The organism is Achromobacter sp. NCFB-sbj8-Ac1-l (assembly GCF_052695805.1).
In genome coordinates, this window is sequence record NZ_CP199812.1 from 4,080,640 (window position 1) to 4,100,016 (window position 19,377).

The 19,377-nt window shown below is 66.8% G+C and carries 21 protein-coding genes; 6 read left to right on the forward strand and 15 right to left on the reverse strand.

All coding sequences use genetic code 11. The features are described from left to right. Positions 1–102: 102 nt before the first annotated feature. Positions 103–1,143 (reverse strand): metal-dependent hydrolase, encoded by a 1,041-nt coding sequence (locus ACUDP5_RS18760; protein ID WP_263910937.1) that lies wholly within the window; start codon positions 1,141–1,143, stop codon positions 103–105. 105 nt (positions 1,144–1,248) lie between these two features. Between ACUDP5_RS18760 and ACUDP5_RS18765 the strand changes: the two genes are divergently transcribed. The 3 genes from ACUDP5_RS18765 (at position 1,249) to ACUDP5_RS18775 (ending at position 3,220) form a co-directional block, all read left to right on the forward strand. Further along, positions 1,249–1,887 (forward strand): DedA family protein, encoded by a 639-nt coding sequence (locus ACUDP5_RS18765; RefSeq protein WP_263910938.1) that lies wholly within the window; start codon positions 1,249–1,251, stop codon positions 1,885–1,887. Between the two features lie 39 nt (positions 1,888–1,926). Continuing rightward, positions 1,927–2,466 carry a hypothetical protein gene (locus ACUDP5_RS18770; RefSeq protein WP_445656873.1) on the forward strand — a complete coding sequence of 180 codons (540 nt, stop codon included), beginning with the start codon at positions 1,927–1,929 and terminating at the stop codon, positions 2,464–2,466. Positions 2,467–2,533: 67 nt separating this feature from the next. After that, entirely contained in the window at positions 2,534–3,220 is a 687-nt protein-coding gene (locus ACUDP5_RS18775; RefSeq protein ID WP_263910940.1) for a dUTPase, read from the forward strand. 87 nt (positions 3,221–3,307) lie between these two features. Here the strand turns inward: ACUDP5_RS18775 and ACUDP5_RS18780 are convergent, their stop codons facing one another. The 7 genes from ACUDP5_RS18780 to ACUDP5_RS18810 all read right to left on the reverse strand — a co-directional run bounded on the left by ACUDP5_RS18780 (position 3,308) and on the right by ACUDP5_RS18810 (position 9,876). After that, on the reverse strand, positions 3,308–4,420 hold the full coding sequence (locus ACUDP5_RS18780; RefSeq protein ID WP_445656874.1) for an NADH:flavin oxidoreductase/NADH oxidase: 1,113 nt from the start codon (positions 4,418–4,420) through the stop codon (positions 3,308–3,310). A gap of 115 nt (positions 4,421–4,535) precedes the next feature. Further along, the gene (gene ehuA / locus ACUDP5_RS18785) at positions 4,536–5,306 is read right to left on the reverse strand and encodes an ectoine/hydroxyectoine ABC transporter ATP-binding protein EhuA (protein WP_263910944.1); all 771 of its coding nucleotides are present in this window, start codon (positions 5,304–5,306) and stop codon (positions 4,536–4,538) included. After that, positions 5,303–5,974 (reverse strand): ectoine/hydroxyectoine ABC transporter permease subunit EhuD, encoded by a 672-nt coding sequence (gene ehuD, locus ACUDP5_RS18790; RefSeq protein WP_263910946.1) that lies wholly within the window; start codon positions 5,972–5,974, stop codon positions 5,303–5,305. The genes ehuA and ehuD overlap by 4 nt, the downstream gene beginning before the upstream one ends. Next, the gene (ehuC, locus tag ACUDP5_RS18795; protein WP_445656875.1) at positions 5,971–6,624 is read right to left on the reverse strand and encodes an ectoine/hydroxyectoine ABC transporter permease subunit EhuC; all 654 of its coding nucleotides are present in this window, start codon (positions 6,622–6,624) and stop codon (positions 5,971–5,973) included. The genes ehuD and ehuC overlap by 4 nt, the downstream gene beginning before the upstream one ends. Before the next feature lie 9 nt (positions 6,625–6,633). Continuing rightward, a complete protein-coding gene (gene ehuB, locus ACUDP5_RS18800) occupies positions 6,634–7,539 on the reverse strand; it encodes an ectoine/hydroxyectoine ABC transporter substrate-binding protein EhuB (RefSeq protein WP_263910948.1) in 906 nt (301 codons plus the stop codon). 200 nt (positions 7,540–7,739) lie between these two features. After that, on the reverse strand, positions 7,740–8,894 hold the full coding sequence (locus tag ACUDP5_RS18805) for an ABC transporter substrate-binding protein (protein ID WP_445656876.1): 1,155 nt from the start codon (positions 8,892–8,894) through the stop codon (positions 7,740–7,742). A 37-nt stretch (positions 8,895–8,931) separates the two neighbouring features. Then, positions 8,932–9,876, reverse strand: coding sequence for an ornithine cyclodeaminase family protein (locus ACUDP5_RS18810; RefSeq protein ID WP_445656877.1), 945 nt, complete (start codon positions 9,874–9,876; stop codon positions 8,932–8,934). Positions 9,877–10,123: 247 nt separating this feature from the next. Here ACUDP5_RS18810 and ACUDP5_RS18815 point away from each other — a divergent pair, with 247 nt between their 5' ends. Then, positions 10,124–10,549 (forward strand): OsmC family protein, encoded by a 426-nt coding sequence (locus ACUDP5_RS18815; RefSeq protein WP_263910952.1) that lies wholly within the window; start codon positions 10,124–10,126, stop codon positions 10,547–10,549. Positions 10,550–10,669: 120 nt separating this feature from the next. Beyond that, on the forward strand, positions 10,670–11,959 hold the full coding sequence (locus ACUDP5_RS18820) for an Nramp family divalent metal transporter (RefSeq protein ID WP_445656878.1): 1,290 nt from the start codon (positions 10,670–10,672) through the stop codon (positions 11,957–11,959). An 83-nt stretch (positions 11,960–12,042) separates the two neighbouring features. On the opposite strand, the gene ACUDP5_RS18825 is transcribed toward ACUDP5_RS18820, so the two are convergent. Both ACUDP5_RS18825 and ACUDP5_RS18830 read right to left on the reverse strand, forming a co-directional pair. Then, positions 12,043–12,264, reverse strand: a complete 222-nt coding sequence (locus ACUDP5_RS18825) for an XRE family transcriptional regulator (RefSeq protein WP_263910954.1) — start codon at positions 12,262–12,264, stop codon at positions 12,043–12,045. 183 nt (positions 12,265–12,447) lie between these two features. Further along, positions 12,448–13,077: a TetR/AcrR family transcriptional regulator gene (locus ACUDP5_RS18830; RefSeq protein WP_263910955.1), complete on the reverse strand. Its 630-nt coding sequence runs from the start codon at positions 13,075–13,077 to the stop codon at positions 12,448–12,450. A gap of 103 nt (positions 13,078–13,180) precedes the next feature. On the opposite strand from ACUDP5_RS18830, the gene ACUDP5_RS18835 reads away from it, so the two are divergent. Further along, positions 13,181–14,464 carry an MFS transporter gene (locus tag ACUDP5_RS18835; RefSeq protein ID WP_445656879.1) on the forward strand — a complete coding sequence of 428 codons (1,284 nt, stop codon included), beginning with the start codon at positions 13,181–13,183 and terminating at the stop codon, positions 14,462–14,464. A 31-nt stretch (positions 14,465–14,495) separates the two neighbouring features. Here the strand turns inward: ACUDP5_RS18835 and ACUDP5_RS18840 are convergent, their stop codons facing one another. The 5 genes from ACUDP5_RS18840 to ACUDP5_RS18860 form a co-directional block, all read right to left on the reverse strand. Next, complete coding sequence (locus ACUDP5_RS18840) at positions 14,496–15,233, reverse strand: ABC transporter ATP-binding protein (RefSeq protein WP_263910958.1); 738 nt, start codon at positions 15,231–15,233, stop codon at positions 14,496–14,498. Then, on the reverse strand, positions 15,230–16,030 hold the full coding sequence (locus tag ACUDP5_RS18845; protein ID WP_263910960.1) for an ABC transporter ATP-binding protein: 801 nt from the start codon (positions 16,028–16,030) through the stop codon (positions 15,230–15,232). The genes ACUDP5_RS18840 and ACUDP5_RS18845 overlap by 4 nt, the downstream gene beginning before the upstream one ends. After that, positions 16,027–17,115 carry an ABC transporter permease subunit gene (locus ACUDP5_RS18850; RefSeq protein ID WP_263910961.1) on the reverse strand — a complete coding sequence of 363 codons (1,089 nt, stop codon included), beginning with the start codon at positions 17,113–17,115 and terminating at the stop codon, positions 16,027–16,029. Before ACUDP5_RS18850 ends, ACUDP5_RS18845 begins: the two co-directional genes overlap by 4 nt. Continuing rightward, positions 17,112–18,041 carry a branched-chain amino acid ABC transporter permease gene (locus ACUDP5_RS18855; RefSeq protein ID WP_263910962.1) on the reverse strand — a complete coding sequence of 310 codons (930 nt, stop codon included), beginning with the start codon at positions 18,039–18,041 and terminating at the stop codon, positions 17,112–17,114. Before ACUDP5_RS18855 ends, ACUDP5_RS18850 begins: the two co-directional genes overlap by 4 nt. Before the next feature lie 155 nt (positions 18,042–18,196). Continuing rightward, complete coding sequence (locus ACUDP5_RS18860) at positions 18,197–19,342, reverse strand: branched-chain amino acid ABC transporter substrate-binding protein (protein ID WP_445656880.1); 1,146 nt, start codon at positions 19,340–19,342, stop codon at positions 18,197–18,199. Positions 19,343–19,377 lie beyond the last annotated feature (35 nt).

The window sequence follows — 19,377 nt, forward strand, 5'->3', positions numbered from 1 at the left end:
TCCTTAATAGCGAACAAGAATAATCCAGGGCGGCCAAAAACAAAAGCCCCTCGCGGACGACGCAGAGGGGCTTGCCAGCCAGGCAGTCGGACGCGGCAGGCGCTAGGGCGACGCCTTTTCCGCCCACTGCGCCAACGGCAGCGGCGGCTGGGCGTGCAGGATGCGGGCCAGCACCAACTTCAGTTCGGCCCAACCGCCCCGCTCCCCCGGCCAACGCGACGGGGTGATCGCCCGCCAGGCCCCATCCGGCCCCCGGTCGGCCATCTTGAAGCGGAAGTTGTAATGACCCGCCATGCCCATGCGCAGGTCGGTCACCACCAGCGCATCGCCCATCACGTCATAGCGCAGCCAGTCATCGGTGAACCAGCGCAGCCGCTCGTGCAGCGGGACGCCCGCCAACGCCTGGCCGGCGTCCAGGTTGAGCGGCTGACGCACAAACTCGGGCACCGCGCCATCAAACCAACTGCTGACGGCCTCGTAGTAGTGGCCGTCGGGCGTCTTGGCGATGACGCGCCACAGCAGCGTGTTCAGCGGCATGGGCATGGCCCGCAGCTCGGTGACGGCGATGCCTTGCGCCTGCATGGCGTCGCGCACCCGGTGCTCGGCAGCAATGCGGCCCGCCAGCCCGAAGCCCAGATAGGCCGTGCTGAACACCAGCGCCCCTGCCAGGACGCGGCGAGCGCTGCGCGTCATGCCGACCGCCGTGGCGTACACCGCGGCCAGCAACAAGGGCACGGTGTAGAGGGGATCGATGATGAAGACCGCCGACCAGCTTTCGGGAATGGACGGGATCGGCCAGAACAGCTGGGTGCCATAGACGGTGAACGCGTCCAGGAGTGGATGCGTCACCAACACCAGCCACAAGGTCAGGAACAGGCGCCTGCCGCTGTAGGGCGCCTGCGGCCAGTACTTGCGGATCAGCCAGGTCAGCAGTGCGGCCAGCCCGGTCAGGACGAAGATCGAATGCGAGAACCCGCGGTGATAGGTCATCAACGACACCGGGTCGGGGTAGCGCATCAGCACGTCCAGGTCCGGCAAGGTGGCCAGCGCGGCGCCATAGAACAGCGCCCGGCGCCCCTGCACGCGCCCCAGCAGCGCCCCCTGTATGCCCGCGCCCAGCACGGCTTGTGTAACCGAATCCATAGAACTCCGACGATAGCCTTCCGGTGGCCGCCATTTTCACGTGCCGTCCACGATGCAGGCGTTAAGATACCCGATTGCATTCAGCTAATTTTCAACTTCAGCCTCATGGACCACTATATCGACAAGATCGGCCTGCTGATCGAAACCAACCAGGCCTGGGCCGGGCCCATCACTTTCCTGCTGACGCTGGGCGAATCCATGGTGCTGCTGGGCCTGTTCATTCCGGCCACGGCACTGATGCTGCTGACCGGCGGCCTGATCGGCGCGGGCACGCTGGACCTCTGGAGCATCCTGGCCTGGGGCATCGCCGGCGCCATCGTGGGCGATGCCCTGTCCTATGGCCTGGGCCGCTGGGCCGGCCCGAACGTGCTGCGCCGCTGGCCGCTCAAGCAGCAGCGCACCGCCGTGGCCCGCGCCCGGCTGTTCTTCTACCGCTATGGCTTTGCCTCGGTGCTGATCGGTCGCTTCCTGGGCCCCATCCGCTCGACCATCCCGACGGTGGCCGGCGTGATGGGCATGGCCCACGGCCGCTTCCAGCTGGCCAACGTCGCGTCGGCCATCTTGTGGATGCCGCTGATGCTGGCGCCAGGCTACATCACGGCGCGCAGCCTGGGCGCCGCCGAAAACGCGCAGCAGATCGCCATGATGATCGGCGCGGGCTTCTCAGTGCTGCTAGGATTCGGGCTTCTGGTCGCGATGATGCGCAAACGCCGGCAACCGGCGCGGGCGCGCCGCGGCAACTAGGGCCCGACCCGTCGTCATCAGGCCCGCCCGGAGAAGAGCATGGCAATAGATATGGAGCCGAAAAACGGCGACTTCGCGCGCTACGTCGAAAACCTGTCGCGCGCCGGCGGCGCCTCGCCCGGCCGGGTACCTGACAAGGCCGAGGCCAAGCGCCGCCAGGCCGGCACGCCGGCCGCCGCGCCGGCATCCCAGCCTGCCCAGGATTCGCTGTACGACCTGACCTGGGGCAAATCCGCGCCCCCGCCGCTGCAATCGCGCCGCGCCGAACCCGCCCCGCTGGCGGGCGTGCCCGGCCAGGAAGACGCCGCCACGGTGTCCATGGCCAAGCGCGCACGCCAGCGCAAGCTGGGTATCGTGTTGACCATTGCCGGGGCCATCGCCGGCTGGGCCGCGGTCAACATCGCATTCAGGGCGCTGCGCGCGCCGCACTTCGACCTGGACGAGCTGATGCCGGCGGTGTTCCTGGCCTTCTTTGCGTTCATGCTGTTCAAGGCCGCCAGCGGGGCGCGCGACCCGCGCAAGCAGCCGCTGGGCAAACTGCCGCCGCTCAAGACCACGTCGTACCGCAAGGACGGCTGAACGCCGACGGCGGCGCCTGGCCCCCCACGCATTGGTGCTAACATTTCCGCCGCCGTCGAAAGACCCCATGAATACCGGAGTGAAAGTGAACAACGTTGTCGGATTGAACCAGGCCCAGGCGGCCACGATGCTGAAGCTGCAAGGCGACTTGAACAGCATGATCAATCCGGACTGGATCAACGGCGGCGCCCGCTTCCTGCGCGCCGCCTTCGTCGAATCGGCCGAGGCACTCGAGCACTACGGCTGGAAGTGGTGGAAAAAGCAGACCATCGACCTGCCCCAGGTGCAGATGGAACTGGTCGACATCCTGCATTTCTACCTGTCGCACACCATCGTGCAGGCCAAGGGCGACGTCAATGCCGCCGCCGCCGCGCTGGTGGCCGACCTGGCCGGCCCGGCCTCGGTGACGCTGGATGGCCAGCGCTACGCGCTGACCAGCCTGGCCGTGCCGGAACTGCTGGAACTGATCGGCGGCCTGGCCGTCTGCGGCCGCGCCAGCTTCAAGCTGCTGGAACAGAGCATGACCGCCTGCGAGATGACCTGGAACGATGCCTACACCCAGTACGTTTCCAAGAACGTGCTGAACATCTTCCGCCAGCAGCACGGCTACAAGGAAGGCACCTACATCAAGATCTGGAACGGCGAAGAAGACAACGTCGTGCTGGCCCGCCTGCTGTCGCAACATGACGCGTCGCAAGCCGGCTTTGCCGACGTGCTGCACCGCGAACTGCAAGCCGCCTACACCAAGCTGTAAGCCTCGCACCACGACGCCGCATGAAAAACGCCGCTTTTGCAAAGCGGCGTTTTTCATGGCGGTTCGGCCTGGATGGGACGGCGCCGGCTAGCGTTGACCGAAGCGCGTATCGCCGAACAGTTCTTTTTGCTCGCGCGGCTGCGACCGCCAGTACTGACGCGGTGCGCTGACCTGGCCACCCAGTTGCGCGGCCGCATGCCACGGCCAGCGCGGGTCATACAGCATGCCGCGGGCCAGCGCCACCATGTCGGCCTGGCCATTGGCCAGGATGTCCTCGGCCTGCTGGGCCTCGGTGATCAGGCCGACGGTGATGGTGGGCAGGCCGACCGCGCGCTTGATCGCATCGGCGAACGGCACCTGGTAGCCGGGACCCACCGGAATCTGCTGCTGCGACGACACGCCGCCGCTGGACACGTCGATGAATTCGCCGCCCAATTCCTTGATGCGTAGCGCAAAGGCCTGCGTCTGTTCCAGGTCCCAGCCGCCATCGACCCAGTCGGTGGCCGACACCCGCACGCCCAGCGCTACCGAGGCGGGCGTGACCTCGCGCACCGCGCGAAAGACTTCCAGCGGAAAGCGCATGCGGTTTTCGAGCGAGCCGCCGTATTCGTCGTCGCGCTGGTTGGCCAGGGGCGACAGGAACTGATGCAGCAGGTAGCCGTGGGCGGCATGCAGCTCGATCGCGTCAAAGCCCAGGCGGATGGCGCGGCGGGCGCTGTCCACGAACGCATCGCGGACCCGGGCCAGGCCGGCCGCGTCCAGCACGCGCGGCGGCGGCTCGGATGCCTTGTGGGCAATCGCCGACGGCGCCCAGCCTTGCCAGCCGCCCTGTTCCGGCGGCACCAGTTGGCCGCCCTCCCAGGGTGCATGGCTGGACGCCTTGCGGCCGGCGTGACCCAGCTGGATGCCCAGCTTGATCGGCGAATAGCGGCGCACCGCCTGCACTACCCGCCCCAGCGCGGCTTCGGTTTCGTCTGACCACAGCCCCAGGTCGCCCGGGGAAATGCGGCCGTCCGCTTCGACGGCGGTGGCTTCGGTGAACAGCAGCGCCGCGCCCGACAGGGCCAGGTGGCCCAGGTGGATCATGTGCCAATCGGTGGCCCGGCCGTCTTCGGCCGAGTACTCGCACATGGGCGCGATGACGATGCGATTGACCAGGTCGACATTGCCGACTGACGTGGGACTGAACAGGTGACTCATGCGTGAAACTCCGGGCGATGGACGCGGATGCACAGCATAGCGCCGCCCGCCGCACCTGCCCGCAAATCCCAACGGCCGCAACAGGGTTAAAGGGACAAGCCGTGAACCGGCCGCCCTACTGCCCTTCGATGACGCTGTCCAGGAACTGCCGGGTGCGCGCCTCTTTCGGCGCGCTGAACAGCGTCTGCGACTCGGCGTCCTCGACGATGTTGCCTTGGTCGAAGAACAGGGTCCGGTCGGAACTGCGTTCGGCGAACTTCATCTGGTGGGTGACGATGATCATGGTCATGCTGCGCCGGGCCGCGAGGTCACGCAGGATCTGCAGGATGCCGCCCACCAGTTCGGGGTCGAGCGCCGACGTGACTTCGTCGAACAGCATGATCTCGGGACACATGGCCAGCGCGCGGGCAATGCCGACGCGCTGCTTCTGCCCGCCCGACAACTGCGCGGGATACACGTCCAGCTTGTCGCCCAGGCCCACCATGTCCAGGTATTCCACGGCGCGCTCGCGCGCCTGGTCGCGCGACATGCCCAGCACGTGCACCGGGGCTTCCATGGTGTTGCCCAGCGCGGTCATGTGCGGGAACAGGTTGAAGTGCTGGAACACCATGCCGATCTTGCCGCGCACGCGCCGCAGGTGTTCGGAATTGGGCCCGGCCGGACGGCCCTGTTCGTCGGTCCACATGGCCTGGCCGTCGATCTCGATATCGCCACTGGTGGGCCGGTCCAGCGTCATCAGCACACGCAGCAGCGTCGATTTGCCCGAGCCCGACGGCCCGATCACCGCGACGGTCTGGCCGGCCGGGATCTCCAGGTTGATGCCGCGCAGCACCTCGAGATCGCCGTAGCGCTTGTGCAGGTTCTTGATGGTGACGCTTGCGCTCATCGCTTTCCTCCGTATCGTTGCAGTCGGGCCTCCAGGCCGCGCACGCCCCACGCCGCGACCAGGCTGAGCGCCAGGAACAGCGCGCCGACCAGGGTCAGGGGTTCGGTGTAGCGGAAGGTGCTGGACCCGATCATCTTGCTTTGCTGCAGCAGTTCCACCACGGTGATGGCGGACAGCAGCGGCGTGTCCTTGAACATGGCCACCAGGTAATTGCCCAGCGCCGGCACCACCGGCGGAATCGCCTGCGGCAGCACCACGCCCACCGCGGTGCGCCAGGGCGACATGTTCAGGGCGCGGGCCGCTTCCAGCTGGCCGCGCGGCACCGCCTCGATGCCGGCGCGGTAGACCTCGGCGCAATAGGTCGCATAGTGCAGCCCCAGCGCCACGATGCCCGTCGCCAGGGGCGACATCTGCACCCCGGTCAGCGGCATCACGTAGAACAGGAAATACATCTGCACCAGCAGCGGCGTGCTGCGCACGAACTCGATCACGAATGCCGTGGGCAGCGACACGATGGCCAGGCGCGAGCGCCGCAGCAGGGCCAACGCCAGGCCCAGCGTCACGGCCACGAGCATGCCCAGCACGGTGGCCTGGATAGTGATGATGAGCGCCGAGCCCAGGGTGGGCAGGATTTCCAGTGCGAAGGACCAGTCGAATATCGGTTTCATCGGACGCGGACCCTCCGTTCAAGCAGGCGCACGCCCGCGGTGATCAAGAGCGCCACGGCGAAATACATCAACAGCATCAGCGCGAAGATCTCGGTGGTGCGCAAGGTTTCACTGCGCAGCAACTGGCCACGGAACGTCAGGTCGGTGATGGTGATCAGCGACACCAGCGCGGTGTTCTTGAGCAATTCGATCAGCAGGTTGCCGGCCGGCGGCAGCATGGCCGGAATGGCCTGCGGCACGACGATGCGGCGCATGATCTGGCCGCGCGTCAGGTTCAGCGCCACGCCGGCCTCGCGCTGCCCCGGCGGTACGGCGCGGATCGCGCCGCGCACCACTTCCGCCCCGTAGGCGCCGGCGTTCAACGCCAGCACCACGATGCCCACCAGCATGGCCGGCAGTTGCACGCCAAACAGCGGCAGCACGAAATAGAACCAGAAAAGCTGCACCAGGGCCGAGGTACCGCGAAAGACCTCAACGTAGATCGACGCAAGCCAGCGCACCGGCCGCAGCGTCGACAGGCGGCCGATGCCGGCGGCCAGCGCCAGCGGCACGGCCAGCACCACGGCGCCCCCCATGATTTCCAGCGTCACCGACAGCCCTTCCAGCAGCGGCGGCACCAGCTCGGCGATATGTTCGGGAATGAGCGGCATCGGCGCCTCCTATTGGCCGGCGCAGAGCTTGGCGGCCGTGACCCCCTGAGGCAATTCCTCGGGCGTGAAACCGAACGGCGCCACCAGTTGCTTGTGCTCGTCGGTGCCGATGAATTTGGCCAATTCGGCGTTGAAGGCGTCGGCAAAGGCCTTGTCGTCCGGGCGGAAGGCGTAGGCGCCGTAACCTCGCACGCCCTTGCCGTCGATGACGGGGTCGGTGAACGGATCGGCCTTTTCCAGGCCACTGCCGGCGTCGGTCTTGCCCATCAGGTCATTGATGGTCAGGGCGGTTGCCGCATAGGCGTCGGCGCGGCCCGCCTGCACGCCGGACAGCGCGCTGACGGCATCGGGAAACACCACCACCTGGCCGGGCGGCACCTTGACCTTGGAGGCGTATTCGCCCTCGATGGCGCCCACCACCACGCCCAGCCTGGCGTCGGGGTTCTTCACCACGTCTTCGTAGCTGTGCAGGTTCTTGGGATTGCCCTGCTTGACCAGGAACGCCTCGCCCACGCCATAGGTGGGGTCGGAAAACGCCACCTGGCCGCATCGTTCGGGGGTCACGTACATGCCAGCCGCGATGATGTCGAAGCGCTTGGCCTGCAGGCCCGGGATCAGCGAGCCGAACTCGGTCAGCACGCCCTCGACCTCGTCGATGCCCATGCGCTTGAGCACGACCCGCGCAATTTCCACGGATTCACCCGTGACCTTGGCCTCTTTGCTGTCCATGAAGGCGAACGGCGCCTCGTTGGCGTAGCCAATGCGGATCTTGCCGGCTGCCTTGGCGGCCTCCAGCGTGTTGGCCGCCGCAGGCGCCTTGCCGGCCGCGGTCTTGTCGCCGCCAGAATCCGAACACGCGGCCAACAGGCCCAGGCTCAGGGCCAGCAGCAGGCGGCGGGTCATTCGCAGGGTCATGATCGTTTTCTCCCGAATTTATTTCTAGGTACATGGCTTCGCTAAAAATGATACGACATTAAATCATTTCACCTCTAATGATATGGACGAAAAAAAGCAGGCCGCAGCCTGCTTTTCCCCTGTCCTGCCCTATGGGAGGTTAGAACACGTTACGAAGGGTAGACGACTATGTCGTCCCCAATTTTTGACCCTTGCGGCCCCTATTGCGCATACGAGAACTTGCCGTCGCGCACGACACCCATGACGCGGGCGCGCTCATCGAAGCCCTGGTGGTTGTCCTTGGAAATATTGAGCACCCCATTGGGCACGACCAGGTCGCGGGTGTTTTCCAGGGCATCGCGCAGCGCAGACCGGAATTCCGGCGTGCCGGGCTTGGCGCCGGTCTTGAGGGCGCGCGCCACGGCGGAATCCAGCAGCATCCAGGCGCCATAGGCGTCACCGGCGAATTGGGTCAACGTGTTGGCGCCGTACTGGCGTTCGTATTGGTCGGCAAAGGCCACGGCCACCTTCTTGACCGGGTTGGAATCCGGCAGCTCGCGTGCCACCACGCCCGGACCGGTCGGGAACAGCGTGCCTTCGACGTCCTTGCCGCCGATCTGCAGGAATTCGAGCGTGCCGATGCCATGGGTCTGGTAGAGGGTGCCGGTGTAGCCGCGTTCGAGCAGCGTTTTCTGCGGCAGCGCCGACGGCGTGCCGGCGCCCGCGATCAGCACCGCATCGGGCTTGGCAGCAATGACTTTGAGCACCTGCCCCACCACCGACGCGTCGGTGCGCTGGAAGCGTTCTTGCGCCACGATCTTCAGGTCGCTGCCCGCCGCGGCCGTGAATTCCTTCCACCAGCTGTCGCCATAGGAATCGGCAAAGCCGATGAAGGCCACGTTCTTGAAGCCCTTCTTTTTCATGTCGTCGACCAGCACGGTCGCCATCAGCGAATCGTTCTGGGGCATTTTGAACGCCCAGGCGCGCTTGGGGTCGGACAACGGCTCGACGATGACGCTGGAGGCGGCCAGCGCGATCATGGGCGTGCGCGTTTCGGCCAGCACGTCCAGCGCCGCCAGCGCCGCAGCGGTAGTGTTGGGCCCGACGATGGCGTCGACCTTGTCTTCGGACGTGAGCTTGCGCAGATTCTTGACGGCCCGGCTGACGTCGGTGCCGTCGTCCAGCACCACGTAGCGGGCCGGCTGGCCGCCCAGCGTGGCGGGCCACAGGCGGATGGCGTTATTGGTCTGGATGCCGATCGCCGCGGCCGGGCCGGTGGTGGACACGTCCACGCCGATGACGATGTCGGCGCGGGCGGACAAGGCGGGAATCACCAGCGCGACAGCGCAGGCGTAGCGAAGAAAAGTGCGGGACATGACGGCAACTCGCAGAAGGGAAGAAATGCGGATGCCGCTATTTTGCCTGACCGGCGCGGGCCTCGTAGACCAGCGCGGCCAGCGTCAGGTCTTCCAGCGCGCTGCCCACGGCCTTGAACACGGTGATTTCACGCGGATCGGTGCGACCCGGCGCGCGGCCGTGCACCAGATCGGTCAGCGTGCCGCGGATGCCGTCCCGCGCCAGTACGCCAGCCTGGAACGCGGCCAGCAGGTCGCCCGCCTTGGTGGGGGCTTCGTCGGTGTCCACGTAGACCGTGGTGCAGTCGAAGCAGGCCGTGTCGGTTTCGATCATGTCGGGCTTGAAGCTGCCGATCAGGTCCAGGTGAGTGCCGGGGCGCAGCCAGGCGCCGCGCACCAGCGGTTCGGTCGAGAGCGTGGCGCAACTGACGATATCGGACTGGCGCACGGCCTGTTCGAGGTCAGGCGTGCTGCCGGCATCGAAGCCCTGTTCGCGCAGCGCGGCCGCCAGGGCATCGGCGCCGGCGGGACGCAGGTTCCAGACCAGCACCTTGTCGATCGGGCGCACGGTGCGCATGGCCTGGGCCACCAACCCCGCGATGCGGCCGGAACCGACGATGGTGAGCACCCGTGCATCCGGCCGGGCCAGGTACGAGGCGCCCAGCGCAGCGGCGCCAGCGGTGCGGAACACCGTGACCTGGTCGCCGTCGACCTGCGCCAGCGGCACGCCCGTGCGGGCGCTGTACAAGTTGTAGGTGGCGTGCAGGCCCGGCAAGGATTGGCGCGTGTTGTCGGGAAAGATGTTGATGACCTTGACGCCGAAATAGCCCTGCTCGTTCCAGGCCGGCATGATCAGCGTGGTGCCGTGCGCGCCGCCGGATTCGATGGCGTGCACGTGACGCGGCGGCACGTGGGCGCCTTGGCGAAAGGCCTCGCGCAACGCCGGAATCGCCGCATCGAACGACAATGCGCGGCGGGTTTGTTCGGTGTCGATCACTACCATCTGTATCCAATGCCTGTTCGGGTTGACCAGGCCGAAGTGTGACCGTGCGGTGCCGCGCTGGCAAGGCGTGGCGGCCGCAGCCGTTACATCGGCTTGCCGTTGTGTGGGGCCGGTTTGAACATCCGCGCGCCGCCACCGCCGTATCATGAACGTTGCCCATTCGGCATTGCGCGGCGCCGCCCTGCGGCCCGCCTCCCCCACCGGACGCGTCCGTGACGGGCGCGTTCCCCTCTACAGGAGTCAACGCATGAAGAAAACCGCAACCGCCGCCTGGTCGGGCGATCTGAAGACGGGCAAGGGCACGATTTCCACGCAGAGCGGCGCGCTCAAGAGCCAGCCCTACGGCTTCAATACCCGCTTTGGCGACACCCCGGGCACCAACCCCGAAGAACTGCTGGGCGCCGCCCACGCTGGCTGCTTCACCATGGCGCTGTCCAACATCCTGGGCGAAGCCGGCCTGGTGGCGCAAAGCCTGGACACGAAGGCCGAAGTCACGCTGGACAAGGCCGACGATGGCTTTGCCATCACCGCCGTGCACCTGACCGTCGAAGCCGTCATCCCCGGCGCCACGGCCCAGGCCTTCGAAGACGCCGCCCGCAAGGCTGAAAAGGGCTGCCCCGTTTCCAAGGTGCTCAACGCCAAGATCACCATGGACGCCAAGCTCAAGTCCTGATCGACCCGCCAGGCCCGGATAGGGCGGCGCCATTGGGCCGCCCTATCCCGGGCTTGTTGAAAATCAATTTGACGGTCATGCCTGAGCCATGGAAAATGAGAACCATTCTCAGGAAAATCCATGACCCGATTCATTTATGCGATCTCTGGCGGCAAGGCGGCGTACGCGCAAGACGCCCAGGTGACGGCCAACCTGCGCCGGGTGGTCGGGTCAGGCATCCTGGTGGCCGTGGGTTACATCGACCCGGGCAACTGGGCCACCGACATTGCCGGCGGCAGCGGCTTTGGCTATGGATTGCTGCTGGTCGTGATTGCGTCGGCCATCCTGGCCCTGGGCTTCCAGGTGCTGGTGTCGCGCCTGGCGCTGGCCACCGGCGAAGACCTGGCCACCCTCACCGCCCGCCATCTTTCCCCGCGCTTGTCCAAGGCGGCCTGGCTGGCCGGCGAAGCCGCCATCCTGGCCACCGCGCTGGCCGAGCTGATCGGCGGCGCCATCGCGCTGCGCCTCTTGTTCGACCTACCGCTGATCGGCGGCGTGGCCGTGACGGGCGTGGGCACGTTTGCCGTGCTGGCCCTGACCCGCGGCAACGCCGACCGGCATGAACGCGTCATCGCCGTGCTGCTGTCGATCGTGGCGGCCTCGTTCGTGTTCCTGCTGTTCAAGGCCAACCCGGCCTGGACGGAAGTGGCGCACGGCATCACCCAGACGGGCCAGGCGCTGCGCAACCCGCAGGGCTTCCTGATCGCGCTGGGCATCCTGGGCGCGACCCTGATGCCGCACAACCTGTACCTGCATTCCGGTTCGCTCGCGCAGCGCGCCCGGGCGCTGCCGGCCGATGCCCGCGACATGGCCATGCGGGTGGCACGCAACGACACGCTGGTGTCGCTGGGCGTGGCCATGCTGATCAACTCGGCCATCATGATCGTTGCCGCGGCGTCCTTGTCCGGTTCGGGCATGATCGTGTCCAGCCTGGATGATGCGCACGCCGTCATCGGCCACACGCTGGGCATCGGTGCCGCCATCGTGTTCGCCGTGGCGCTGTACGCCGCGGGGCAGAGCTCCACCATCACCGGCGTACTGGCCGGCCGCATCCTGTCGCACGGCTTCCAGGTGCGCAGCAACTGGTCCGACCGCCGCCGCGCGCTGGCCACGCGGCTGATCGCGGGCGCGGCCGCCGTGGGCCTGTTGATCTTCACCGGCGGCCAGGATCCGGACGAACTGCTGGTGCTGAGCCAGGTCATCCTGAGCCTGGCCCTGCCCTTCGCCCTGGGTCCGCTGGTGCTGCTGGCCTGCCGCAAGCGCCTGATGGGCCGCCATGCGCTGCGCGGTGCCTGGGCCTGGGCCGCCGTCATCGCCACCGTCGGCATCGTGCTGCTCGATGGCTACCTGCTGGTGGACATGGTGGTGTGATCCTGCACCGACGGCGACGCTGTCGGCCCGCCCAAGAAAAACGCCAGCTTGCGCTGGCGTTTCTTTTGGGCCCTGCCGCGAAATCAACGACGGGCGGAGACGACCGGGTGCTGGCGGCGGCCGGCGTCCATGTCGTGCAGCACTTCGCCGACGGCGCCACCCAGCTTGGCCAGGCGCAGCTTCAGCCGGCGCCAGCCCATCCGCGAGAACGGGCCGGACAGGGTTTCCGCCTTGATGGCCTCGCGGATCAGGGACCGCTCCAGCGCATCCGACATGCGGGCATTTTTCAACGCGGTATCGCTCATGATTCTCTCCTTGAGAAAGCGCGATGGGGAACAACACGACTTCATGTTAGACCCGCGTTTGCTGCGTCGCAATATAAATTGCCTGACATTATTTTCGCCGTTGCGCAATGGGTACAAACACCACCATGATGGTGCATAGGCACCATATCCGGCACCATTTTTGTGCAACGCAACAGCCAGCTATCAGCCTGGCTGGCAGCCCAGATGGGCAGCAATCAGCTTGTCGGCCATCTCTGCCACGCGCCCGGCCGGCCCGCCTTCACCGAACAATTGGCTGGACACGAACGCGCCTTCGATCAGCAGCAGCAGCCCGTCGCCCAGCGCCTCGGGATCCGGCGCGCCCATTTCCGCCGCCATCGCGGTCAAGCGACGCCGCAGTTCCACCTTGTGTTCGACCGCCACCACGCGGGCGGGGTGGCCGGCCTCGGGGTACTCGACCGCCGCGTTGGTCAGGCCGCAGCCGCGGTAGCCGTTCTGCACCGCACGCACGCCCAGCCCCGACAGATACGCGTGCAACTGGGCTCGCGGATCACCCGGATGAGCATCGCAGGCCGCATTGAACCGCCCCCAGAACTCGGCGTCGTAGTCGCGCAGATAGGCCGCGGCCAGCTCGTCCTTGGACGAGAAACTGCGGTACAGGCTGGGTTTGGTGACGCCAGCCTGGTTGACGATGGCATCTACCCCTACCGCCCGAATGCCGTCGCGGTAGAACATCTCGCGCGCGGTCTTGCGGATGCGGTCGGCCGCAAGCAGCGGCTTGGCGTGGGACGCCGCGGCGGACGCCTTGCCCGCCGCCCCGGATTTACTGGCCATGCGAATACTCCTTTCCTGTAAACAGGGCCGTCAAAAAAGCACTTGACGATGTTACTGACCGGTACGTACTATTCGCAAACCTCAATACGTACCGGTCAGTAACATGAGTATAGCCCACCCCCCCATCCCCTTTCGCCACGCCGGTCAAAAGTACGCTTTCGTCGTCGTCGCGGTGGTCTTCCTGGCCCTGCTCGTGTCGGCCGGCCTGCGATCTTCGCCCAGCGTCTTGCTGGTGCCGCTGGAGGAAAGCTTCGGCTGGAGCCGCAGCTCCACGTCGTTCGCCGCCGCCGTCGGCATCTTTCTGTATGGCCTGGTAGGGCCCTTCGCCGCGGCGGCGATGGAACGCTTCGGCCTGCGCCGCGTGCTGATCTTCTCGCTGTCGCTGATGGCCGCCTCCAGCGCGGTCAGCGCCTACATGACCCAGCCCTGGCACCTGCTGATGACCTGGGGCGTGTTCTCGGGCATTGGTTCGGGCGCCGTGGCCGTGGTCATGGGCGCCACCGTGGTCAACCGCTGGTTCACCAAGCATCGCGGCCTGATGATGGGCCTGCTCACCGCCAGCACCGCCACCGGCACGCTGATCTTCCTGCCGCTGCTGGCCGCACTGGCTTCGTCCGGCGACTGGACCCGCGTCGTCTGGACCGTCGCTGCCGCAGCCGCCGCGCTGGTGCCGCTGGCCTGGTGGCTGGTGCCCGACCGCCCCGCCAGCGTCGGCCTGGTGCCGTTCGGCAGCGATCCGCATGCCCCGCCTGCCCCGGGCGCACCGCGCACCGGCATGGTCGCCGCCACCTTCGGCGCCCTGGCGCGAGCGTCCAGGACCCGGACATTCTGGTTTCTGTTCGCCACCTTCTTCATCTGCGGCTTCACCACCAACGGCCTGGTCGGCACCCATCTGATCGCGCTTTGCGGCGACCACGGCATGCCTGAAGTGCAGGCCGCGGGCCTGCTGGCGATCATGGGCATCTTCGACCTGTTCGGCACCACGGCGTCGGGCTGGCTGACGGACCGCTACGATCCGCGCAAGCTGCTGTTCGTGTATTACGCGCTGCGCGGGCTGGCGCTGATCTACCTGCCGTATTCCGACTTTTCGTTCTACAGCCTGGCGATTTTCGCGGTGTTCTTCGGCCTGGACTGGATCGCCACCGTGCCGCCCACGCTGCGCCTGGCCACCGAGGCCTTCGGCGACCGCGAGGCCCCCATCGTGTTTGGCTGGATCGTGGCCGGCCACCAACTGGGCGCGGCCAGCGCGGCCTGGATGGCGGGGTTGGTGCGCGAATCGCAAGGCAGCTACCTGATGGCGTTCGTCGCCGCCGGCGCCACGGGTCTGATCGCCGCCGTCATCGCCCTGCTGATCGGGCGTGAGCGGGTCGTGGTGCAACCCACCTGAGGTAAAAAAAGCCGGCTTGCGCCGGCTTTTTTTACCCCTCTTCGACTTCACCCAGGTACGCCGCACGTACCTTCGGATCATGCAGCATTTCGCGCGCCGGACCCGACAGCGTGATCTCGCCGGATTCCATCACGTAGCCGCGATGGCTGTTTTCCAGCGCCAGGCGGGCGTTCTGCTCGATCAAGAGGATCGTCACGCCTTCGCTGGCGATGGTGCGCACCACCTCGAAGACCTTCTCGACCATCAGCGGCGCCAGGCCCATGGACGGCTCGTCCAGCAGCAACAGCTTGGGGCGCGCGATCATGGCACGGCCCATTGCCACCATCTGCTGCTCGCCGCCCGACAGGGTGCCGGCAGCCTGCTTGCGGCGTTCGGCCAGGCGCGGGAACAGCGTGAACACGCGATCCGTGTCCTGCCGAACCTGCGCCGCATCGCGGCGGATGTATGCGCCCATCGCCAGGTTTTCCTCGATGGTCAGCTGGCCGAAGATGCCGCGGCCTTCCGGCACCATCACCAGCCCCTGGCGCACCAGTTCGTGCGACTTCTGGCCGCCGATGGACTTATCGCCGTAGAGCACTTCGCCGCCGGCCAGCGGCACCAGGCCGCAGATGGCGCGCAGGGTCGTGCTCTTGCCGGCGCCGTTGGCACCGATCAGGCAGACCAGCTCGCCTTCGTCCACGCGCAGGTCGATGCCGCGCACCGCGCGAATACCGCCGTACGCCACCTGCAGGCCGCGCAGTTCCAATAGGGGTTTGCTTGCCGTCGTCATGCCGGGCGCTCCTGATGAATCAGCGGATCCTGGGCGGCGCCCGCGCCCAGATACGCCTCAATGACCTTGGGGTCGCGCTGCACCTGGGCGGGTTTGCCCATGGCCAGCACCTTGCCGTACTCCAGCACCAGCACGCGATCGCACAGGCCCATGACCAATTTCATGTCGTGTTCGATCAGCAGCACCGTCACGCCGTCGCCGCGGATCTTCTCGATCAGCTTGCGCAGCACCACGGTTTCCGATGCGTTCATGCCGGCGGCCGGCTCGTCCAGCGCCAGCAGCTTGGGGTCGGTGGCCAGCGCGCGGGCGATTTCCAGGCGGCGCTGGTCGCCGTAGGGCAGCGAGCGCGCGACGTCGTTGGCGCGGTGGCCAATGCCCACGTAGTCCAGCAATTCCTGCGCGCGGGCCTCGATGGCGGCCTCTTCGGCGCGCGCCCCGCGGGTGCGGAACACGGCGCCCAGCACGCCGGCGCGGGTGCGCATGTGGCGGCCGATCATCACGTTCTCGATCGCGCTCAGGTTGGCGAACAGGCGGATGTTCTGGAACGTGCGCGCCAGGCCCGCGTAGGCCACCTCGTGCGGCTTCTTGCCCGACATCGATTGGCCGTTGAACGTGCACGAACCGTCTTCGGGGATGTACAGGCCGGTCAGCACGTTGAACAGCGTGGTCTTGCCCGCGCCGTTCGGGCCGATCAGGCCGTAGATTTCGCCCTGCTCGATATCGAAGCTGACGTCCGACAAGGCCTGCAGGCCGCCGAAACGCTTGCCCAGTCCCTGGGCTTGCAGCAGTTTGCTCATGCCGCACCTCCCTGGGTCTTGGTGGCCAGCTCGCGCTTGCGCACGGCCGACGGCCACAGGCCCGCGGGGCGGAACAGCATGACGCACACCATGGCCAGGCCGAACAGCAACATGCGGATGCCTTCGGGGTCCAGCACCACGGCGCCGAACAGCATGTGCTGCACCGGCTCGACCACGGCCCGAAGGAATTCGGGCAACGCGGCCAGGATCAGGGCGCCCAGGATCACGCCAGGGATATGCCCCATGCCGCCCAGCACCACCATGCACAGGATGGAAATGGATTCCATCAGCGAGAAGCTCTCGGGGCTGACAAAACCCTGCATCGACGCAAACAGCGCGCCCGCCACGCCGCCGAACGAGGCGCCCATGGCAAAGGCCAGCAGCTTGATGTTGCGGGTGTTGATGCCCATGGCCTTGGCCGCGATCTCGTCTTCACGGATCGCTTCCCAGGCGCGGCCGATGCGCGAATTCTGCAGGCGCACGCACACCAGGATGATGATGAGCGTCAGCGCCAGCAGCAGGTAGTAGTACTTTTCCGGCCCGGTCACGCGGATGCCCAGCAGGCTTTCGGTGCGACCGAACGCGAATTCGCCCACCTTGAACGTATCGATGCGGTTGATGCCCTGCGGCCCGTTGGTGATGTTGACCGGCGCGTTCAGGTTGTTCAGGAAGATGCGGATGATTTCGCCAAAGCCCAACGTCACGATGGCCAGGTAGTCGCCCCGCAATTTCAGCGTCGGCGCCCCCAGCAGCACCCCGAACAGGCACGCCACCGCCAGCGCGATCGGCAGGATCGCCCAGAACGGCAGGTGCAGGCCGAAATGCGGCGAAGCCAGCAGCGCCCAGGTGTAGGCGCCCACCGCGTAGAACGCGATGTAGCCCAGGTCCAGCAGGCCGGCAAAGCCCACCACGATGTTCAGGCCCAGCGACAGCATCACGTAGAGCAACGCGAAGTTCAGGATGCGGACCCAGCTCTGGCCGGCCATGCCGATCACGAACGGCAGCACCGCCAGCACGATGCCGATCAGCGCAATGCCGATCAGGTTGCGGGTCGACAGCCCGCTGTGTTTGATGGCGCCGCTCATGCCCGGTCTCCCACGCGTTCGCCCAGCAGGCCGGACGGACGGAAGATCAGCACCAGCACCAGCACGAAGAACGCGAACACGTCCTGGTAGTGGCTGCCCAGGAAGCCGCCGGTCAGGTCGCCGATGTAACCGGCGCCCAGCGACTCGATGATGCCCAGCAACAGGCCGCCGGCCATCGCGCCGACCAGGTTGCCGATGCCGCCCAGCACCGCGGCCGTGAAGGCCTTCAGGCCCAGCATGAAGCCCATGGTGTATTGCGACACGCCGTAGTAGGTCGCGACCATCATGCCGGCCACGGCGGCCAGCGCCGAACCGATCAGGAACGCGGCCGAAATGACGGTATTGATGTTCACGCCCATCAGGCCGGCCACTTCGCGGTTCTGCGCGGTGGCGCGCATCGCGGTGCCCAGGCGGGTCTTGTGCACCACGGCCAGCAGCCCGCCCATGATGATCGCGGCGATCGCGACGATGGCGATCTGCAGCGTGCTCATGCGGGCGCCGAAGATCTCGAACACCTGCGGCGTCAGCACCTGCGGAAAGTTCAGGTAGTTGCGGCCCCAGCCCATCATCGCCACGTTCTGCAGGATGATCGACACGCCGATGGCGGTGATCAGCGCCGCCAGGCGCGGCGCACGGCGCAGCGGCCGATAGGCCACGCGCTCGGCCGTCCAGCCCACCGCCATGCACAGCGGCACGGACACCAGCAGGCCCAGGCCCAGCACCACGAACGCGGACGTGGACGGATCGCCGCCCACCAGCGAGATGGCGATCGTCGTCGCCGCCATCGCGCCGATCATGACGACATCGCCATGCGCGAAATTGATCAGCCCGATGATGCCGTACACCATGGTGTAGCCAAGGGCGACCAGGGCGTACACGCTGCCTAGCGTGACGCCGTTAATCAGTTGTTGAATGAAGATATCCATAGGGGCCGCAGAATAAGCCTGGAAAAATCGCGCGCATCTCGCACGCGGCGCACCCGCAGGGCCGCCACCTTTGTGGCGCGCCCCCGCGCCGGGCGGCGCGGGCGGGTGTCAGTGGCCAGGGGCGGCGCGGCCGCCCCTGGCCGGGTGCAGCAGCCTCAGTTGACCTGGCTGACCATCGTCTCGACCATCTCCCACTTGCCGTTCTTGACTTCGTAGATGGTGACCGAGATTTCCTTCAGGTCGCCGCTCTTGTCGTAGGCGATGTGTTCGCTGGTAGCACCCTTGCGGTTCAGCTTGGCCAGTTCCGGCAGGTACTTCTCGGGCTTGGCCGTGCCAGCCGCCTCGATGGCGCTGATCATGTTCCAGGCGCCGTCGTAGGCGTAGGGCGCGTAGACGCCGGGGGCCTTCTTGAAGCGCTCTTGGTAGCGCTTTTCGAAGTCCTTGCCTGCGGCCATCTTGTCCAGCGGCACGCCGGCCAGCGAGGCGAAGGTACCGTCGGCGGCGTCGCCGGCCAGCTTGATGAAGGTGTCGCTGCGGGTCATTTCACCCGAGACCAGCGGCGACTTCAGGCCCAGCGTGGCCAGTTGGCGCTTCATGGGACCGGACTGCGCATCCAGGCCGCCGTAGAAGATGGCGTCGGGCGCCGAGCCCTTGATGTTGGTCAGGATGGCCGTGAAGTCGTTGGCCTTGTCGGTCGTGTATTCGCGGCGAACCACCTGGCCGCCGGCAGCCTTGACGGCCTTCTCGACTTCGTCCGCCAGGCCTTGGCCGTAGGCGGTACGGTCGTCGATGATCGCGACCTTCTTGGCCTTCAGGCTTTGCACCATGAACTTGCCCACCGCGGCGCCCTGCTGGGTGTCGCTGGTCATCATGCGGAAGGTGGTTTCGTAGCCTTGCTTGGTGTATTCGGGCGACGTGGCCATGGCGATCTGCGGCAGGCCGGCTTCATGGTAGACACGCGACGCGGGGATCGTGGTGCCCGAGTTGAAGTGGCCCAGGATGCCGACGACGTTCTCGTCGACCAGCTGCTGCGCGACCTGCACGCCCACGCGCGGGTCGGCCTGGTCGTCGCGCGAGACCAGCACGAACTTGGCGGGCTGGCCGTCGACCTTGATGCCCTTCTTGTTGGCTTCTTCGATCGCCAGGTTCAGACCGTTCTGCATGTCTTCACCGTAGTGCGACTGGGGACCGGTCAGCGGTGCGGCAAAGCCGAACTTGACGTCGGCGGCCTGGGCGGCGGCGGCCATGCTGGCGGCCGCGATGCCGGCGGCGACAAGCTTCAAAGTGGTGCGAAACTTCATGGGTATCCTCCGGTATGTCGGATGAGGCTTTGTTA

Coding starts and splice junctions, on each gene's coding strand:
- ehuB (WP_263910948.1), bottom strand. CDS start 7,539: ATGACCCTGCGAATGACCCGCCGCCTGCTGCTGGCCCTGAGCCTGGGC.
- ehuD (WP_263910946.1), bottom strand. CDS start 5,974: ATGAAACCGATATTCGACTGGTCCTTCGCACTGGAAATCCTGCCCACC.
- ACUDP5_RS18850 (WP_263910961.1), bottom strand. CDS start 17,115: ATGAGCGGCGCCATCAAACACAGCGGGCTGTCGACCCGCAACCTGATC.
- ehuC (WP_445656875.1), bottom strand. CDS start 6,624: ATGCCGCTCATTCCCGAACATATCGCCGAGCTGGTGCCGCCGCTGCTG.
- ACUDP5_RS18845 (WP_263910960.1), bottom strand. CDS start 16,030: ATGAGCAAACTGCTGCAAGCCCAGGGACTGGGCAAGCGTTTCGGCGGC.
- ACUDP5_RS18830 (WP_263910955.1), bottom strand. CDS start 13,077: ATGGCCAGTAAATCCGGGGCGGCGGGCAAGGCGTCCGCCGCGGCGTCC.
- ACUDP5_RS18860 (WP_445656880.1), bottom strand. CDS start 19,342: ATGAAGTTTCGCACCACTTTGAAGCTTGTCGCCGCCGGCATCGCGGCC.
- ACUDP5_RS18805 (WP_445656876.1), bottom strand. CDS start 8,894: ATGTCCCGCACTTTTCTTCGCTACGCCTGCGCTGTCGCGCTGGTGATT.
- ACUDP5_RS18855 (WP_263910962.1), bottom strand. CDS start 18,041: ATGGATATCTTCATTCAACAACTGATTAACGGCGTCACGCTAGGCAGC.
- ACUDP5_RS18760 (WP_263910937.1), bottom strand. CDS start 1,143: ATGGATTCGGTTACACAAGCCGTGCTGGGCGCGGGCATACAGGGGGCG.
- ACUDP5_RS18840 (WP_263910958.1), bottom strand. CDS start 15,233: ATGACGACGGCAAGCAAACCCCTATTGGAACTGCGCGGCCTGCAGGTG.
- ACUDP5_RS18780 (WP_445656874.1), bottom strand. CDS start 4,420: ATGAGTCACCTGTTCAGTCCCACGTCAGTCGGCAATGTCGACCTGGTC.
- ACUDP5_RS18765 (WP_263910938.1), top strand. CDS start 1,249: ATGGACCACTATATCGACAAGATCGGCCTGCTGATCGAAACCAACCAG.
- ACUDP5_RS18770 (WP_445656873.1), top strand. CDS start 1,927: ATGGCAATAGATATGGAGCCGAAAAACGGCGACTTCGCGCGCTACGTC.
- ACUDP5_RS18815 (WP_263910952.1), top strand. CDS start 10,124: ATGAAGAAAACCGCAACCGCCGCCTGGTCGGGCGATCTGAAGACGGGC.
- ACUDP5_RS18810 (WP_445656877.1), bottom strand. CDS start 9,876: ATGGTAGTGATCGACACCGAACAAACCCGCCGCGCATTGTCGTTCGAT.
- ACUDP5_RS18820 (WP_445656878.1), top strand. CDS start 10,670: ATGACCCGATTCATTTATGCGATCTCTGGCGGCAAGGCGGCGTACGCG.
- ACUDP5_RS18835 (WP_445656879.1), top strand. CDS start 13,181: ATGAGTATAGCCCACCCCCCCATCCCCTTTCGCCACGCCGGTCAAAAG.
- ACUDP5_RS18775 (WP_263910940.1), top strand. CDS start 2,534: ATGAATACCGGAGTGAAAGTGAACAACGTTGTCGGATTGAACCAGGCC.
- ACUDP5_RS18825 (WP_263910954.1), bottom strand. CDS start 12,264: ATGAGCGATACCGCGTTGAAAAATGCCCGCATGTCGGATGCGCTGGAG.
- ehuA (WP_263910944.1), bottom strand. CDS start 5,306: ATGAGCGCAAGCGTCACCATCAAGAACCTGCACAAGCGCTACGGCGAT.